The sequence below is a fragment of the Pseudomonas sp. JDS28PS106 genome (assembly GCF_036706555.1).
Taxonomy (GTDB): domain Bacteria; phylum Pseudomonadota; class Gammaproteobacteria; order Pseudomonadales; family Pseudomonadaceae; genus Aquipseudomonas.
Window position 1 is genome coordinate 260,094 of record NZ_JBAJGT010000006.1, and the last position, 15,806, is coordinate 275,899.

At 59.5% G+C, this 15,806-nt stretch carries 16 protein-coding genes; 6 read left to right on the plus strand and 10 right to left on the minus strand.

Going from position 1 to position 15,806, the window contains the following annotated elements; translation table 11 throughout:
- Positions 1-183 precede the first annotated feature (183 nt).
- On the plus strand, positions 184-924 hold the full coding sequence (gene ompR, locus TRP66_RS12625) for an osmolarity response regulator transcription factor OmpR (protein ID WP_333402664.1): 741 nt from the start codon (positions 184-186) through the stop codon (positions 922-924).
- Positions 925-1,083: 159 nt separating this feature from the next.
- Positions 1,084-2,394: an ATP-binding protein gene (locus tag TRP66_RS12630; protein ID WP_333402666.1), complete on the plus strand. Its 1,311-nt coding sequence runs from the start codon at positions 1,084-1,086 to the stop codon at positions 2,392-2,394.
- Between the two features lie 127 nt (positions 2,395-2,521).
- Here TRP66_RS12630 and rimK read toward each other — a convergent pair whose 3' ends face one another.
- The 3 genes from rimK to rimA are packed head-to-tail and all read right to left on the minus strand — an operon-like array spanning position 2,522 to position 4,699.
- On the minus strand, positions 2,522-3,427 hold the full coding sequence (rimK, locus tag TRP66_RS12635; RefSeq protein WP_003318100.1) for a 30S ribosomal protein S6--L-glutamate ligase: 906 nt from the start codon (positions 3,425-3,427) through the stop codon (positions 2,522-2,524).
- Positions 3,424-3,900 carry a retropepsin-like aspartic endopeptidase RimB gene (gene rimB / locus TRP66_RS12640; RefSeq protein ID WP_442965196.1) on the minus strand — a complete coding sequence of 159 codons (477 nt, stop codon included), beginning with the start codon at positions 3,898-3,900 and terminating at the stop codon, positions 3,424-3,426. Before rimB ends, rimK begins: the two co-directional genes overlap by 4 nt.
- Before the next feature lie 16 nt (positions 3,901-3,916).
- A complete protein-coding gene (rimA, locus tag TRP66_RS12645; RefSeq protein ID WP_333402684.1) occupies positions 3,917-4,699 on the minus strand; it encodes a S6 modification regulatory phosphodiesterase RimA in 783 nt (260 codons plus the stop codon).
- A 173-nt stretch (positions 4,700-4,872) separates the two neighbouring features.
- On the opposite strand from rimA, the gene TRP66_RS12650 reads away from it, so the two are divergent.
- Positions 4,873-5,277, plus strand: a complete 405-nt coding sequence (locus TRP66_RS12650; RefSeq protein ID WP_333402686.1) for an RNA-binding S4 domain-containing protein — start codon at positions 4,873-4,875, stop codon at positions 5,275-5,277.
- 39 nt (positions 5,278-5,316) lie between these two features.
- On the opposite strand, the gene TRP66_RS12655 is transcribed toward TRP66_RS12650, so the two are convergent.
- Entirely contained in the window at positions 5,317-6,117 is an 801-nt protein-coding gene (locus TRP66_RS12655; RefSeq protein WP_333402688.1) for a phosphatase PAP2 family protein, read from the minus strand.
- A 101-nt stretch (positions 6,118-6,218) separates the two neighbouring features.
- Between TRP66_RS12655 and hslO the strand changes: the two genes are divergently transcribed.
- Positions 6,219-7,112, plus strand: coding sequence for an Hsp33 family molecular chaperone HslO (gene hslO, locus TRP66_RS12660; RefSeq protein WP_333402690.1), 894 nt, complete (start codon positions 6,219-6,221; stop codon positions 7,110-7,112).
- 176 nt (positions 7,113-7,288) lie between these two features.
- Positions 7,289-8,833, plus strand: coding sequence for a phosphoenolpyruvate carboxykinase (locus tag TRP66_RS12665; RefSeq protein ID WP_333402692.1), 1,545 nt, complete (start codon positions 7,289-7,291; stop codon positions 8,831-8,833).
- A gap of 132 nt (positions 8,834-8,965) precedes the next feature.
- Here TRP66_RS12665 and TRP66_RS12670 read toward each other — a convergent pair whose 3' ends face one another.
- A complete protein-coding gene (locus tag TRP66_RS12670; RefSeq protein WP_333402694.1) occupies positions 8,966-9,676 on the minus strand; it encodes a hypothetical protein in 711 nt (236 codons plus the stop codon).
- A gap of 124 nt (positions 9,677-9,800) precedes the next feature.
- Complete coding sequence (locus tag TRP66_RS12675; RefSeq protein WP_333402718.1) at positions 9,801-10,250, minus strand: hypothetical protein; 450 nt, start codon at positions 10,248-10,250, stop codon at positions 9,801-9,803.
- 519 nt (positions 10,251-10,769) lie between these two features.
- On the opposite strand from TRP66_RS12675, the gene TRP66_RS12680 reads away from it, so the two are divergent.
- Positions 10,770-11,264 (plus strand): GNAT family N-acetyltransferase, encoded by a 495-nt coding sequence (locus TRP66_RS12680; protein WP_333402962.1) that lies wholly within the window; start codon positions 10,770-10,772, stop codon positions 11,262-11,264.
- Between the two features lie 63 nt (positions 11,265-11,327).
- Here the strand turns inward: TRP66_RS12680 and TRP66_RS12685 are convergent, their stop codons facing one another.
- The 4 genes from TRP66_RS12685 to TRP66_RS12700 form a co-directional block, all read right to left on the minus strand.
- A complete protein-coding gene (locus tag TRP66_RS12685; RefSeq protein WP_333402720.1) occupies positions 11,328-11,903 on the minus strand; it encodes a hypothetical protein in 576 nt (191 codons plus the stop codon).
- 227 nt (positions 11,904-12,130) lie between these two features.
- Positions 12,131-13,714: an ABC transporter ATP-binding protein gene (locus tag TRP66_RS12690; RefSeq protein ID WP_333402722.1), complete on the minus strand. Its 1,584-nt coding sequence runs from the start codon at positions 13,712-13,714 to the stop codon at positions 12,131-12,133.
- Position 13,715: 1 nt separating this feature from the next.
- Entirely contained in the window at positions 13,716-14,738 is a 1,023-nt protein-coding gene (locus TRP66_RS12695; RefSeq protein WP_333402724.1) for an ABC transporter permease, read from the minus strand.
- Positions 14,738-15,805 carry a microcin C ABC transporter permease YejB gene (locus TRP66_RS12700; protein ID WP_333402726.1) on the minus strand — a complete coding sequence of 356 codons (1,068 nt, stop codon included), beginning with the start codon at positions 15,803-15,805 and terminating at the stop codon, positions 14,738-14,740. The genes TRP66_RS12695 and TRP66_RS12700 overlap by 1 nt, the downstream gene beginning before the upstream one ends.
- Position 15,806 lies beyond the last annotated feature (1 nt).

Consider the following 15,806-nt stretch of genomic DNA (forward strand, 5'->3'; position numbering starts at 1 on the left):
TGACACCGAGGGCGGCGCATTATACCCGGCGAAGACACCTTGGGGGATCGGGCGACGAGCGCGCACTATTTTGCGCAGTCCGCGCGGGGCGGGTGTGGGTGTGCGTAAAATCTGCTAACAATGCACACGGTGCGCATCACCGCAGCTACGCCATAATGCGCCCCGAGAAAAAAGGAGCATGCGATGAGCAGCACTGCACAAAATGCCGAAGGCGAAAAAATTCTGATCGTCGATGACGATCCGGGACTGAGCAGCCTTCTGGAGCGCTTTTTCACCAGCAAGGGCTATCGGGCCCGCGCCGTGGCCAACGTCGAGCAGATGGACCGCTTGCTGGCACGCGAGGTGTTCAACCTCGTGGTTCTGGACCTGATGCTGCCCGGCGAAGACGGCTTGTCCGCTTGCCGCCGCCTGCGTGCCGCGAACAACCAGGTGCCTATCATCATGCTGACCGCCAAGGGCGACGAGCTGAGCCGGATCAAAGGTCTGGAGCTGGGCGCGGACGACTATCTGGCCAAGCCTTTCAATCCTGACGAGCTGATGGCTCGGGTCAAGGCTGTGTTGCGCCGTCAGGCCGCGCCGGTGCCGGGCGCGCCGGGCAGCGAAGACGAGTCGGTGACCTTCGGCGACTACGAGCTGTCGCTGGCGACCCGTGAGCTCAAGCGTGGCGATGAAGTGCACATGCTCACCACCGGTGAATTCGCGGTCCTCAAGGCGCTGGTCATGCACGCGCGCGAACCGCTGACCCGCGACAAGCTGATGAATCTGGCTCGCGGTCGCGAGTGGGACGCGCTGGAACGCTCCATCGACGTGCAGATTTCCCGTCTGCGCCGCCTGATCGAGCCGGACCCGTCCAAGCCGCGTTATATCCAGACCGTCTGGGGCGTGGGCTACGTGTTCGTTCCCGATGGTGCCGGAAACCGCTGACCGACCGCTTGATCCACCGAGCGCTGAAGTCCTTGCCAGTTACGTCGATAGCCTCAGGGTTATCGGCGTAACTGGTTTTCGCGTATGTAACCCCCGGTTGATCCATGCCCCGCAAATCCTGCGCGCCTGGCTCGTCCTGCAAAGTGTATGGCTGCAGTTATGAAGACTCCGCTCTGGTTCCCGCAAAGCTTTTTCTCCCGCACGCTCTGGCTGGTGCTGATCGTCGTGCTGTTTTCCAAGGCACTGACGCTGGTCTACCTGCTGATGAACGAAGACGTGCTCGTCGACCGGCAGTACAGTCACGGCGTCGCCCTCACGCTGCGCGCCTATTGGGCGGCCAACGAGAACGACCGGGAAACGATCGCCGAAGCAGCGGGGCTGATCCGGGTGGTCGGCGGCGGGGTGCCGGAGGGCGAGCAGCACTGGCCGTACAGCGAGATCTATCAGCGGCAGATGCAGGCCGAGCTGGGCGCCGACACCGAAGTGCGCCTGCGGGTACACGCGCCGCCTGCGTTATGGGTGAGGGCGCCGAGCCTGGGTGACGGCTGGCTGAAAGTACCGCTGTATCCGCATCCGCTGCGCGGCCAGAAAATCTGGAACGTGCTGGGCTGGTTCCTGGCCATCGGCCTGTTGTCCACGGCATCGGCCTGGATTTTCGTGCGCCAGCTCAATCAGCCGCTCAAGCGCCTGGTTTTCGCGGCGCGACAACTGGGCCAAGGGCGTAGCGTACGTCTGCCGGTCAGTGACACGCCCAGCGAAATGACCGAGGTATACCGGGCCTTCAACCAGATGGCGGAAGATGTCGAGCAGGCCGGGCAGGAGCGAGAGCTGATGCTGGCCGGCGTATCGCACGACCTGCGTACGCCGTTGACCCGGCTGCGGCTGTCGCTGGAGCTGATGAATCACAACGAATTCAGCGAAGACATGGTTCGCGACATCGAGGACATGGACGCCATTCTCGATCAGTTCCTGGCGTTCATCCGCGATGGTCGCGATGAACAGATCGAAGAGGTCGACCTAAGCGAACTGGTGCGGGAAGTAGTCGCGCCATTCAACAGTCCCGACGACCACATACGCCTGTGCCTGGAGCCGATCCCGCCGTTTCCGCTTCGCCGTATTTCCATGAAGCGCTTGCTGACCAATCTGATCGGCAACGCCATGCATCATGCCGGCAACGGCATCGAAGTCGCGGCTTATGTATCGGGCGACAAGAATGCGCCCTACGTGGTGCTCAGCGTGCTCGACCGCGGCACAGGCATCGATCCGGCGGAGTTGGATACCATTTTCAACCCGTTCATCCGAGGTGATCGTGCCCGCAGCGGCAAGGGAACAGGGCTTGGGCTGGCGATCGTCAAACGCATCGCGTCGATGCACGGGGGCAACGTGGAATTGCGCAACCGCTCCGGCGGTGGCCTGGAAGCCAGAGTACGCCTGCCGCTGGGGCTTATGCTGCCGAGGGATGCTGTGTAGGAGCCAGCTTGCTGGCGATATCGTAATCGCCAGCAAGCTGGCTCCTACGGGCGATATCGTAATCGCCAGCAAGCTGGCTCCTACGGGCGATAGCGTAATCGCCAGCAAGCTGGCTCCCACAGGTTAATCAACCCTTCCCCTTGGTCCGGGTCATGTGCGGGCCGCTGTTCTTTTCCAGGTACTCGATGATCATCCCGGCAACGTCCTTGCTGGTGGTCACTTCGATGCCTTCCAGGCCCGGTGAGGAATTGACTTCCATCACCAGCGGGCCGTGGTTGGAGCGCAGGATGTCGACGCCCGCCACACTCAGGCCCATGACCTTTGCGGCGCGCAACGCGGTCATGCGCTCTTCCGGGGTGATCTTGATCAGGCTGGCGCTGCCGCCACGGTGCAGGTTGGAGCGGAATTCACCGGGTTTGGCCTGGCGTTTCATCGACGCAATGACCTTGTCGCCGACCACGAAGCAGCGAATGTCCGCGCCGCCCGCTTCCTTGATGTACTCCTGAACCATGATGTCCTGTTTGAGGCCCATGAACGCCTCGATTACCGACTCCGCCGCCGTCGCGGTTTCGCAGAGCACCACACCGATCCCCTGGGTGCCTTCGAGAACCTTGATGACCAGCGGGGCACCGTTGACCATCTGGATCAGGTCGGGAATGTCGTCCGGAGAGTGGGCAAAACCGGTCACCGGCAGACCTATGCCCCGGCGCGACAGCAGTTGCAGCGAGCGCAGCTTGTCCCGCGAGCGGGCGATGGCGACCGACTCGTTGAGCGGGAACACGCCCATCATTTCGAACTGACGCAATACCGCGCAGCCATAGAATGTCACCGAAGCACCGATGCGCGGAATGACCGCATCGAAGCCTTCCAGCGGTTTGCCGCGATAGTGGATCTGCGGCTTGTGGCTGGCGATGTTCATATAGGCGCGCAGGGTGTCGATCACCACCATCTCGTGGCCCCGCTCGATACCGGCTTCGACCAGACGGCGGGTGGAATACAGACGCGGGTTACGCGAAAGCACAGCGATCTTCATGCAGCACCTGAGGAAGTGGATGCCGGGAACACCGGCTTGTCTTGTACGTACGTAATGCCCGGATTGACCACCAATTGGCCGTCGATCAGGGCGTTGGAACCCAGTAACAGTCGATAGCGCATCGACTTGCGGCAGGCCAGCGTGAATTCCACCGGCCATACCCGGTCGCCCAGCGCCAGGGTGGTGCGAATGACATAGCGAACCTGAGCCTGGCCGTTGGAGCTTTTGATCGTCTTGATTGCCACCAGCGGCGCTTCGCATCGGCGATGGCGCAGCTGTACCACAGTGCCCAGATGGGCGTTGAAGCGTACCCACTTCTGGCCGTCGCGTTCGAACGGCTCGATTTCCGTCGCGTGCAGACTGGAAGTGCTCGCGCCGGTGTCGATTTTCGCCCGCAGCCCCGCGACTCCGAGGTCAGGCAGAGCTATCCATTCGCGCAGGCCGATAACTGTCAGATGATCGAATGTCTTCAAAGCGATTCCGTACCTGTCAAGACTGCTGCCAGGCGTCAGGCTGAACCTGGGCCAGGGCTTTGAACGCAGGTTTGGCGAACCAGTAACCCTGCATCAGGAAAATGCCGCAATCGGCGAGGAAGTCCCGCTCTTCCGCCCGCTCGATACCTTCGGCGACGACGGTAATGTCCAGGTCGTTGCACATGTTCACAACCCCCCGAACGATAGCCTGACGCGCGCGATCCTGGTGGATATCTCGAATCAAATCCATGTCGAGTTTTATCAGGTCCGGTTGAAAGTTCGCCAGCAGGGTGAGCCCGGAGTAGCCGGCGCCGAAATCGTCAATGGCCGTCATGAAGCCGAATTCGCGGTATTCGCGCAGGATATGCTGCAAATGCCCGTGATGTTCCATGTGCTCGGTTTCGAGCGTCTCGAAAATCAGCCGGTCCAGCGGAAAGTCGTTCTGCCGGGCGGCTTCCAGAGTGCTGCGAATGCACAGCTCGGGGCGGTACACCGCATTGGGCAGGAAATTGATCGACAAGCGTTCGGCCATGCCCAGTTGCGCGGCGCCGGCAATCGCCTTGACGCGACATTTCTGGTCGAAGCGGTAACGGTTCTGGTCCGTGACCTGATCCAGCACGCTGAACGCGCCCTCGCCGTTCGGGCCACGCACCAGGGCTTCGTGGGCGAAAATGGACTGATCGCGCAGGTCCACGATAGGCTGATAAGCGTATTCGAACGAAAACGACAGTTCCGGGCTGCCGGTACAGCCCTCACATCCCTTTCGGGTTCCGGTCAGCGAAGCTGGAAAGTCGGTCATGGCGCACTCCAGGAGCGGTCCGGCTCGAAGGTGTCCGGATAACGGGTTTTGACAAACAAGGCACGGTTACTTCATGTTCGTGGGGCGAACTGTACACAAACCGGCGTTTGCATGTTGTCGGCTCCGGTACGCATTGATAAAGCTTCAGACTGACACGCGGTTGGAGAATTCACATGGCGCACAAGCCGGAAGAGGACGATAAGGTCAGGTTGGACAAATGGTTGTGGGCCGCGCGCTTCTTCAAGACACGCGCGCTGGCCAAGGCAGCCATTGAAAGCGGCAAAGTGCATTGTCGAGGTGAACGCTGCAAACCCGGCAAGGAGCCGCGTGTCGGCGACGAGTTTCAGATACGTACCGGCTTCGATGAGCGGACGGTGATAGTCGAAGCCTTGTCCATCGTGCGTCGCGGTGCGCCGGAAGCGCAGACACTGTACCGCGAAACCCCGGAGAGTGTCGCCAGCCGCGAGCAGGCCGCCGCCCAACGCAAGGCCGGCAACCTGGGGGTCGCCACGGACGGCAAACCGACCAAGAAGCAGCGTCGGCAACTGCTGGACTTTCGCGGCGCGGTGCGGGACTGACCGGCCTCAGCCCACACCAGATACAACGAACCCTGTCGATCAGGCGCCGCGCACCAGACTCATGCGCTTGATCACCGGCATATGCCCTGCCAGTCGGAACAGGGGGGCGGTAGCCTTGAGCCAAAGATTGCAGGCGCGAGCCGCGAACGGCGTGTAGTAGCCCCAGCCCAGAGCGAGCAGGGCGATCAGTACGCCGCCAATGTAATCGTCCTGGCCCCAATGTGCGCCGGCAACCAGGCGCGGCAGCATGAACAGCACCGCCAGCCCCCAGATGATCACGCGCTGCATCAGCGTGCGGCTGAAAACGGTCATGAACATTGCCCAGATCAACAGCACCGAAGCGTGGTCGCCCGGAAAGCTCTGGCTGGAGCGGTCCTTGAGTTCCCAGTTCTTCTCCAGAGTGGGGAAGATGTCGCTCAGGCGCACGGCATCACCAAACACCATGGACGGGCTGTCATGCTGCAGGCTCGAATGGTCCAGCCACTTGGAAAACAAGGTGCGGATGATCAGCAGCAGGAGCAGAATCGAAACGAAGCCGAACAGCGCGGCACGAACCTGTACCGCTTCGAATACCCAGTCTCCTTTTATCAACAGAGACAGCAGGATCAGACCCACGACGATATCGAAAGGCCGCATACTGGCAACTGTCCAGATGTGAAGCCAGACTGCGTTCTGTTCCAGCGGCTGATTGAGAAGGTGAAACAGGCCGTCATCGAACTGATTGAACAGGGCATGGCCGGTCGACCACATCCAGATTCCAAGCAGGGCCAGCGCGACCAGATTGCACAGCACGAGTCGGCCGACGTTCCACTTTGCTTGGAAGAGTGTGGGATAGCCCATAAAATGCCCCTTATCTACATGGCATGTTGCACGCCTGGGGCGCGAAACGGCGCTTTATAGCTGCTTGTCATCATTTTGTCATTATTCAGATACCTTCCCTTATGTCCGATACCGATTTCACCCAGCGATTCATCTTCGACGAAAGCGACGTTCGCGGAGAACTGGTTGGCCTGGAGCGCAGCTACGCCGAAGTCCTTGCCAAACACCCCTATCCGGAGCCGGTCGCGCAACTGCTCGGTGAACTGATGGCGGCCGCCGCGCTGCTGGTCGGCACCCTGAAGTTCGACGGGTTGCTGATTCTGCAGGCGCGCTCCAATGGCGCCGTACCTTTATTGATGGTCGAGTGTTCGAGCGAGCGTGAGCTGCGCGGCATCGCCCGTTATGACGAAAGCCTTATCACTCCGGGCGCCGGGCTTCAGGACCTGATGCCCGATGGTTCGCTGGCGCTGACCGTCGATCCCCGGCAGGGCAAGCGCTACCAGGGCATTGTGGCCCTCGACGGCGTGGACTTGTCGGAAAGCCTCTCCAGCTACTTCGTCATGTCCGAGCAGCTGGGCACCCGTTTCTGGCTCAAGGCCGACGGTCATCGCGCTCGCGGTCTGCTGCTCCAGCAACTGCCTGTGGCGCAGATCACCGATCCCGAAGAGCGCGATGCCAGCTGGGAACACGTCGTGACCCTCGCCAACACGCTTTCCGCCGAGGAAATGCTGGGTCTGGACAACGAAACGATCCTCCATCGCCTGTACCACGAAGACCCGCTGCGACTGTTCGACACCCAGCCTATCTGCTTCCGTTGCAGCTGCTCTCGCGAACGTTCCGCCAACGCGCTGGTCAGTCTTGGTCTTGAAGACGCACGACAGCTGGTCGACGAGCATGGCGGCACCATCGAGATCGACTGCCAGTTCTGCAACGAGCGCTATCTGTTCGATGCCACTGACGTCGCCCAACTTTTCGCGGGCGGTGGTGTGGATTCGCCATCAGATACACGCCACTGAGTGCGTCTGAAACGGACACATAACATGCGTGGGCCGCTGTAATACGGTTCTGACAGGAGGCCTACCCTTTTCGGGCTTTTCTGGCATAATCCGGCCCACTTTTAGGCTGTAGTAGTGGTTGTTTTTTTACTACAAAATCGTTTGGAGCACTCGGCAACTGGCCGACGGGGACCCTCATGACGCAAACCAACAACGCTGTGTACACCGATCTGAGCATCGACGAACTGGTGAAGGAAGCCTTGGCTCGTGGCGAAGGCGAACTTTCCGACACTGGCGCACTGGTTGTGCAGACAGGCCATCGCACCGGCCGCTCGCCGGCGGACCGTTTCATCGTCGATGAGCCGGGCACTCAGGATGCTATCTCCTGGGGTCCGATCAACCGCAAGTTCCCCTCCGAGAAATTCGACGCTTTGTGGAATCGTGTCGGTGCCTACCTGGCTGAGCGCGAGCGTTTCGTCTCCCACGTTCATGTAGGTTCCGATCCTGCTCACTACCTGCCTGTCAAGATGACCACCGAAACGGCATGGCACAACATGTTCGGCCGTTGCCTGTTCATCAACCCCGAGCAATACAACCCGGCCGGCAAGGACGAGTGGGAAATCCAGAATGCTCCATGGTTCGTCTGCGACCCGGAGCGTGATGGCACCAACTCCGATGGCACCGTCATCATCAACTTCCAGGCCCGCAAGGTACTGATCGCGGGCATGCGCTATGCCGGCGAAATGAAGAAAGCCATGTTCTCCGTGCAGAACTTCCTGCTGCCGGAAGCCGACGTACTGCCTATGCACTGCGCCGCGAACATGGGCGAAGACGGCGACGTCACCCTGTTCTTCGGTCTGTCGGGCACCGGCAAGACCACGCTGTCGGCTGACGAAAGCCGTTACCTGATCGGTGACGACGAGCACGGCTGGGGCGAAGGCGTCGTGTTCAACATCGAAGGCGGTTGCTATGCCAAGTGCATCGACCTGTCCGAGAAGAACGAGCCTGTCATCTGGAAAGCCATCCAGCACGGCGCGGTACTGGAAAACGTGGTCCTGGACCCGGTTACCAAGAAAGCCGACTACGCCGACGACAGCCTGACTCAGAACAGCCGTGCGGCCTACCCGCGTGAACTGATCGAGAAGCGCGCGCCGAAGAACCTCGGCGGCGAGCCGAACGCCGTGATCTTCCTGACCTGCGACCTGACCGGCGTTCTGCCGCCCGTGTCGATCCTCAGCGAAGAGCAGGCGGCTTACCACTTCCTGTCCGGCTACACCGCGCTGGTCGGTTCGACCGAGATGGGTTCGGGTCCGGGCATCAAGTCCACCTTCTCCACCTGCTTCGGCGCGCCGTTCTTCCCGCGTCCGGCCGGTGTTTACGCCGAACTGCTGATCAAGCGTATCCGCGCCTTCGGCTCCAAGGTCTACCTGGTCAACACCGGCTGGACCGGCGGCGGCTACGGCGTCGGCAACCGTTTCAACATTCCGACCACGCGTGGCGTGATCGCCGCGATCCAGAGCGGTGCGTTGATCGGTGCCGAGACCGAGCACCTGGACATCATCAACCTGGACGTGCCGAAGTCGGTCCCAGGCGTCGACACCGTACTGCTCAACCCGCGCAATACCTGGGCTGACAAAGCGGCGTACGACGAAGCGGCCAAGGGCCTGGCGAACCTGTTCATCGAGAACTTCAAGAAGTTCGAAGTGAGCGACGCCATCAAGGATGCCGGTCCGAAGCTGTAATCAGCTGCGCGACGCTCCATTGATCTAACGAACGCCCCGACTTGTCGGGGCGTTCGTTTGTCCGGGATAGTGCTTCTTCTACGGATTGCATCCATATGAGCAGCCGGGCCCCTGCGTGCGCAGAGGCTGTGCTTATGTTCTGGAACCAGAAACTCGGGTTTCCAGCCTGCTGAAAATAGCCATGGCCGAGCTGTCGTCCGCCGTCAGATTGGCAGCGTAGTTGGCTGGGTACTGAGCTTTCTCTATGGGCGGCAATTCGTTGTAGTGGGCGAGGATCATGACCAGCGTCTCGGTACTTTTGCCGGTTTCGTTGTATTCATCCACGTAGCGCTTGGCTATTGCTCTGTTCCAGGCTTCCTCTTTTGCATAGTTTTCAGAAAAAGCCGCAGATCTTTCATTGATGGTGTAGCAGCCGCTTTCGTCATACATGATCAATCTCAGATGATCCTGAGAAAGACCTGCGAATGGATTTTTACCTGTGCCATTGGCAAACTGCGTAGCTTGTCCAGCCCTTGCAAGGAGGGCGGCGTCATCTGTGTCTGGTATTTCTGAATCGTGCAACTTCCGGTTGGCGTAGTAACTTTGTCCTGCAATTTTATCTATGATGTTTTTAGCCAGATCCCCAAGGCTTTTGAATGTATGACTCGTGTCGCGGAACTCGGTGCGTGCCGCGCTATCATTCAGTTGTCTGGCCAGGGTCGAAAGCGTAGTGTGAGCTGATTCTATGGCTGTAGTAGGCGGGCCTTTGATAACTGTGCTTTCGGTAGATGATAAAGAAAGCTTTGTTGTCGAATGAGGTGCCTTGCACTTGATAAGGCCCGGAACAAAAGTAGTGTCTATCATGCATGCGTCCTCGCCGCAGTAGCCATCCATGGCGTCAGGTTTACCACCTATATATCGGCAAGGAACTAACGATCTTGAATTCAGAAAGGCCTGCGCGTCGAACTACGACGCGCATGCGCTGACCTTACTTCATCGTAAACTCTGCAGCCCAGGCATGGCTGGAAAGGTCGGTGACCCTGGCAGTAGCTGTGCAGACTGCGCCGCCGCTGGGAGTTGCCGTCCGAGTCCACTTTGGCACTCGAACGCCACCGGCAGCCGGGAGTTTGCTAAAGGTGGTAGAGAATACACAGACCTTTGCGCCCATCACATAGCGAACGCTGGCGTAGCTCATATCAGGTGAAATATTGCTTTGTACGGTATAAACACTTATTTCCCCCGGTTTTATCGTTGAACTGATAGGGGATTTGGCATTCCTTTGGGTCGAGACTTCGTTGCTCGTGACAGCAGAGTATTGAGCTGCCTCGGCTCCCAGGTTTTTGAAGGTGACTGTGACAGGTGGGCCAGCCTGTGCTGAACTGGCCGCCGTTATAACGGCCACGGCAATGGAAGGCAGTAGAGCTTTATGTAAGTTCATGGTTGGTAATCCGAGTTAAATGATTAATTCTGCACGTTAGTGCTGAAGTAGTCAGAAATAAAAAATTGTGAAGGTTTCCCTCGGTGAAATAGATCACCGGGGCGGATTTCAGAAGGTGGGTTGCGTGGCTTGGCGAGTCAATCGCGCAGGTCAGATAGCAAGATTCCAAGGTCGAATGATAGACAGAATAATGTCACGTATGAGTGAGCGGTTTCATGTAATTAACCTGAGTCGGAGTTTTCAGTCAATACCCCAAGGCTATTTTCCAAAATTTTTAATGGATTAAGGGCGGGAGGTAGCGGCTATTCAAACAATGATATAACTAAATATTTGTTCTTGCATTATGGTGTTCGGACAGGTTAACTGCGCTGCCCGAAGTTGTAAGTGGCAGGAGCATTGACGTCTATGGGCGATCGAGGACTGAGTGTTTGAGTCTCAGGTTTGGACATTCCCACGCCCGGACCCTCGCTTATCTGGCATATTGTCGTCCCCGCACAGGACGACCGGAGCCTTCAGTCAATGACCGACCTACAGATCAAGCGTTTCGAACCTGCCGACCAACAGGGCGTGGTCGACGTTATCGTTCCCATCCAGCGGGAAGAATTCGGCATCCCGATCACGGCGGAAGATCAGCCGGATCTGAAAGCCATTCCCTCGTTCTACCAGAGCGGTACAGGTGATTTCTGGGTGGCGAAGAGCGGCGATCAGGTCGTCGGCACCATCGGCCTCAAGGACATCGGCGCGGGCCAGGCGGCGCTGCGCAAGATGTTCGTTTCCGCCGCATGGCGGGGCAGGGAGTTCGGCATCGCGGCCAAGCTGCTGCAATGTTTGCTGGAAGAATCCCGCAGCCGGGGCGTTCGACAGATCTATCTCGGCACCACTGACAAATTCCTCGCCGCGCACCGGTTTTATGAAAAGCACGGGTTTACCGAAGTCGCGAAGCAGGATCTGCCGGAAAGTTTTCCGGTGATGGCGGTGGACAGCAAGTTCTATGTGCTTGGGCTGAATGCCTGAAACATCACGGCGGGGTGACAAAAGCCCTGCCGTTGACGGGGCGGCTTGAAAATCCGGGGCGACTTACATCGGATTGAACGAGCTCTCTGCGCTGCAATAACGCTGACGCGCCGACGCAGCCGCACCGTCTTTTCTGCATTGTTCGCGGAAATGGATCTTTGCGCCTTTGCGGCATTCCCGGTATTCGATGGAGCCCGGTCGCCAGTTCCGGCACACACTACTGCCCTCGATCTGATTGTCGGTGACGAGCCATTCGGCGCGGTAACTGCGTTTGCGATCCCACTGCCAGACTGTAGCGAAGTCGACACTCCGCTGCGTTTTATGGCGCGGTTGGGCTGACACGCGTTCAGCTTTGTATTGCTGCATGTAGTGCGCTGACACCATGCCTTGCGCAGTCGGGTCGTGTACCGGGTCTGGAAACTTCCCGAACCGGCAGGTCGCGACGGCTTCGTTGATGAGATTGTCCGGCCCGATGCAGTTGGCCAGTGGCTGAGGACGTTGCTCGCTTCTGATGTCAGTTTCAAAACGGGGTGGCGCCTGTGCAGGTACTTCAGGAACGCGGGTGGCAGGCGGTTGTGCTGGAAGAGGAGCCGAAGGCTGGTGGTAGTGCACAATTGCGTAACCCAGCGCACAGGTCACAGCAACGCCTATCAACGCGTTGCGAAGTCGAACTCATGCCGGGAGACGCTGTGCCGTGAACAGGGGGCGTCGTCTTCGTCGGCGTGCAGATCGCCTCGACTGTAATCGGGTTCGTGCATGGCGTCCTTCCCTTGAACCAGGCTTTCCTTGCGCTTGAAGCGGCAAGCCTAAACAGTCTGGCGGCATGTAGCCAGCACCGCGTGGTCCCAGCGGTTGGTGTCTGGAACTCACCCGAACTCCAACCCCGAAGAACGCAGCAACTCTTGGGTATAGGCCTGTTGCGGGGCAGCGAAGATCTCTTGCGATGCGCCTTGCTCCACGACCTTGCCATCCTTGATGACGATCAGGTCATGGGCGAGGGCATGGACGACGGCGAGGTCATGGCTGATGAACAGGTAAGTGAGGCCGCGACGGGCCTGAAGATCCCTCAGCAGCGCAACGATCTGCTTCTGCACCGTACGATCCAAAGCCGACGTAGGCTCGTCCAGCAGGATCAGGTCGGGCTCCAGCACCAGTGCTCGGGCGATGGAAATGCGTTGTCGTTGCCCACCCGAGAATTCATGGGGGTAGCGGTGGCGTGTTTCAGGGTCGAGACCCACTTCCTGAAGTACGCGAACGACTGCCTGTTCGTGTTCCTCTCGCGTGCCGATGCTGTGCGTCACCAGACCTTCGGCGATGATTTGTGCAACAGTCATGCGTGGACTGAGACTGCCGAAGGGGTCTTGAAAGACGACCTGCAATTGGCGTCTCAAGGGACGCATCAGATGCTGGCTGTGCAGGCTCAGCTCCTTGTTGCCAAAGCGGATGCTGCCTTCGGAATCGACCAGCCGCAGAATCGCCTGACCCAGCGTCGACTTGCCGGAGCCTGATTCCCCGACAATGCCAAGGGTCTTGCCCTTGTGCAGCTCGAAGCTCACACCGTCTACGGCCTTCACGTATTGCGGCTCGCGGTTGAACCAGCTTTTGTTGAGCGGGAACCAGACTTTCAGGTCGTGAACCGACAGCACGGTATGCGTTTCCGGCGGTGGGACAGGAAAGCCGTCCGGTTCTGCGTTGATCAACATGCGGCTGTATGGATGTTGCGCATTGTCGAACAGTGCCTGACAGTCTGCCTGCTCGACGATCTCGCCGCCGCGCATGACGCATACACGCTGAGCGATCCGGCGCACCAGGTTGAGGTCGTGACTGATCAGCAGCAGTGACATGTCCAGACGTTGTTGCAGGGATTTGAGCAGCTCCAGAATCTTCACCTGCACCGTGACATCCAGTGCGGTGGTGGGCTCGTCGGCGATCAGCAGGTCGGGCTCGTTCGCCAGCGCCATGGCAATCATGATGCGCTGTCGCTGGCCGCCCGAAAGCTGATGGGGATAGGCCTTGAGCCGCGCGAGCGGCTGGCGGATACCGACCAGTTCCAGCAATTCAAGAATGCGCTCCCGGGCGGCGTTGCCCTTGAGCCCCTTGTGGGTCATCAGAATCTCGCCGATCTGTTTTTCTACGGTATGCAGCGGATTCAGCGAGCTCATGGGCTCCTGGAAAATCATCGCCACGCGGTTGCCGCGCAACGCTCGCAATTGCCCGTCGCTGGCGTTGACCAGTTCCAGACCGTCATACCGAATCGAGCCTTGCGTAGTGACCGTTCTGGCGGGCAGCAGGCGCAGGATCGAATGCGCCGTCACCGATTTGCCCGATCCGGATTCTCCGACCAGCGCCAGGCATTCGCCGCGGCGGATGTCGAAGCTGACACCATGCACCACTTCCGCGCCGTTGAAAGCGACACGCAGGTCGCGAATTTCTATCAGGTTGTCGTTCATGTCAGCTCCTGGGGTCGAAAGCGTCACGGCAGGCTTCGCCGATGAATACGAGCAGGGAAAGAATCAACGCCAGAACCACGAAGGCGGTCAGCCCCAGCCACGGGGCCTGGAGATTGCGCTTGGCTTCGCCGATCATTTCGCCCAGCGACGCGCTGCCGGCCGGCATGCCGAAGCCCAGGAAATCCAGTGCGGTCAGTGTGGCGATGGCGCCGGTCAGAATGAACGGCAGATAGGTCAGGGTGCTGGTCATGGCGTTGGGCAGGATATGTCGCCACATCAGCGCTGCGTCCGTCAGGCCCAGTGCTCGGGCGGCCTTTACATATTCGAGATTGCGCCCGCGCAGGAACTCCGCGCGTACCACGTCCACCAGCGCCAGCCAGGAGAATAGTGCCATGATGCCCAGCAACCACCAGAAACTCGGCGAAACGAAACCCGACAGAATGATCAGCAGGTACAACACCGGAAGCCCTGACCAGATCTCCTGAATCCGCTGGCCGATCAGGTCAGTCATGCCACCGTAGTAACCCTGAACGGCACCGGCGCAAACGCCGATAATCGTGCTGATCAGGGTCAGCAGCACCGCGAAAAGAATGGATATGCGCGCCCCGAACAACACCCGCGCCAGCACATCGCGCGCCTGTTCGTCAGTGCCGAGCCAGTTGACAGCGCTCGGCGGGCTGGGGGACGGTTGGTCCAGATCATAGTTGATGGTGTCGTAACTGAAGGGGATTGGCGCGAACAGCATCCAGCCGCCTTTGTCGGCGATCAGCTTGCGGACGTAATCGCTGGAGTAATCCGGCTCGAACGGCAGCTCGCCGCCGAAATCGGTTTCCATGTAGGTGTGCAGAGCCGGGTAGAACATCCTGCCCTCGAAATTCAGCAACAAGGGCCGGTCGTTGGCGATCAGCTCGCCGCACAGACACACCAGCATCAGGCCGGCGAGTATCCACAATGACCACCAGCCGCGCCGGTTGGCTTTGAACAGCGCCATGCGCCGTCGGCTCTGGGGTGAGAACTCGAACATCACGCGCTCCTCGCGGAAAAATCGATGCGCGGGTCGACCAGCGTGTAGCAAAGGTCGCCCACCAGCTTGATCAGAAGACCGAACAGGGTGAACAGGAACAGCGTGCCGAATACCACCGGATAGTCCCGGGATACGGCCGCTTCGTAGCTCATGCGTCCAAGCCCGTCGAGGCCGAATATGGTTTCGATCAGCAACGAACCTGCGAAAAACACCTCGATCAGAGCCTGCGGAATGCCTGCAATGACCAGCAGCATCGCGTTGCGAAATACATGGCCGTACAGCACGCGCTGCTCGGTCAGGCCTTTGGCCCGTGCGGTAACGACGTACTGGCGGCTGATCTCGTTGAGGAAGCTGTTCTTGGTCAGAATGGTCAAGGTCGCGAAGCCTCCAATCACCAGCGAGCTGACCGGCAGGACCAGGTGCCAGAGATAGTCCTGAACCTTGCCCCAGGTGCTCAGGCTGTCGAAATCGCTCGAAAACAGACCTTGTGCCGGGAACCAGCTCAGGTAACTGCCTCCGGCGAACACCACGATCAGCAATATGGCGAACAGAAATGCAGGCGTGGCGTAGGCGACGATGACCAGGCTGCTGGTCCAGACGTCGAAAGCGCTGCCGTGGCGCACAGCCTTGCGGATCCCCAGTGGAATGGAAACAAGATAGGTGATGAGGGTTGCCCACAAGCCCAGCGACAGGGACACCGGCAGTTTTTCTGCAATCAATTCCGTCACTGGCGCGCCGCGAAAGAAACTGCTGCCGAATTCCAGCTGGGCGTAGTTCTTGAGCATCAACCACAGGCGCTCATGCATGGGCTTGTCGAACCCGTAATGCTCTTTGATCGCTTCGACCAGCGCCGGGTCCAGGCCGCGCGTACTGCGACTGGTCGTGCCGGATGCGGCCACCTCGGCACCTGCGCCGCCCACGCCGTTGGGACTGAACCCCTGTATTCTGGCAATAGCCTGCTCGACCGGCCCACCCGGCGCGGCCTGCACGATCAGGAAGTTGACGATCAGAATCGCCAGCAGCGTCGGAATGATCAGCAACAGGCGTCGGATTACGTAGGCCAGCATG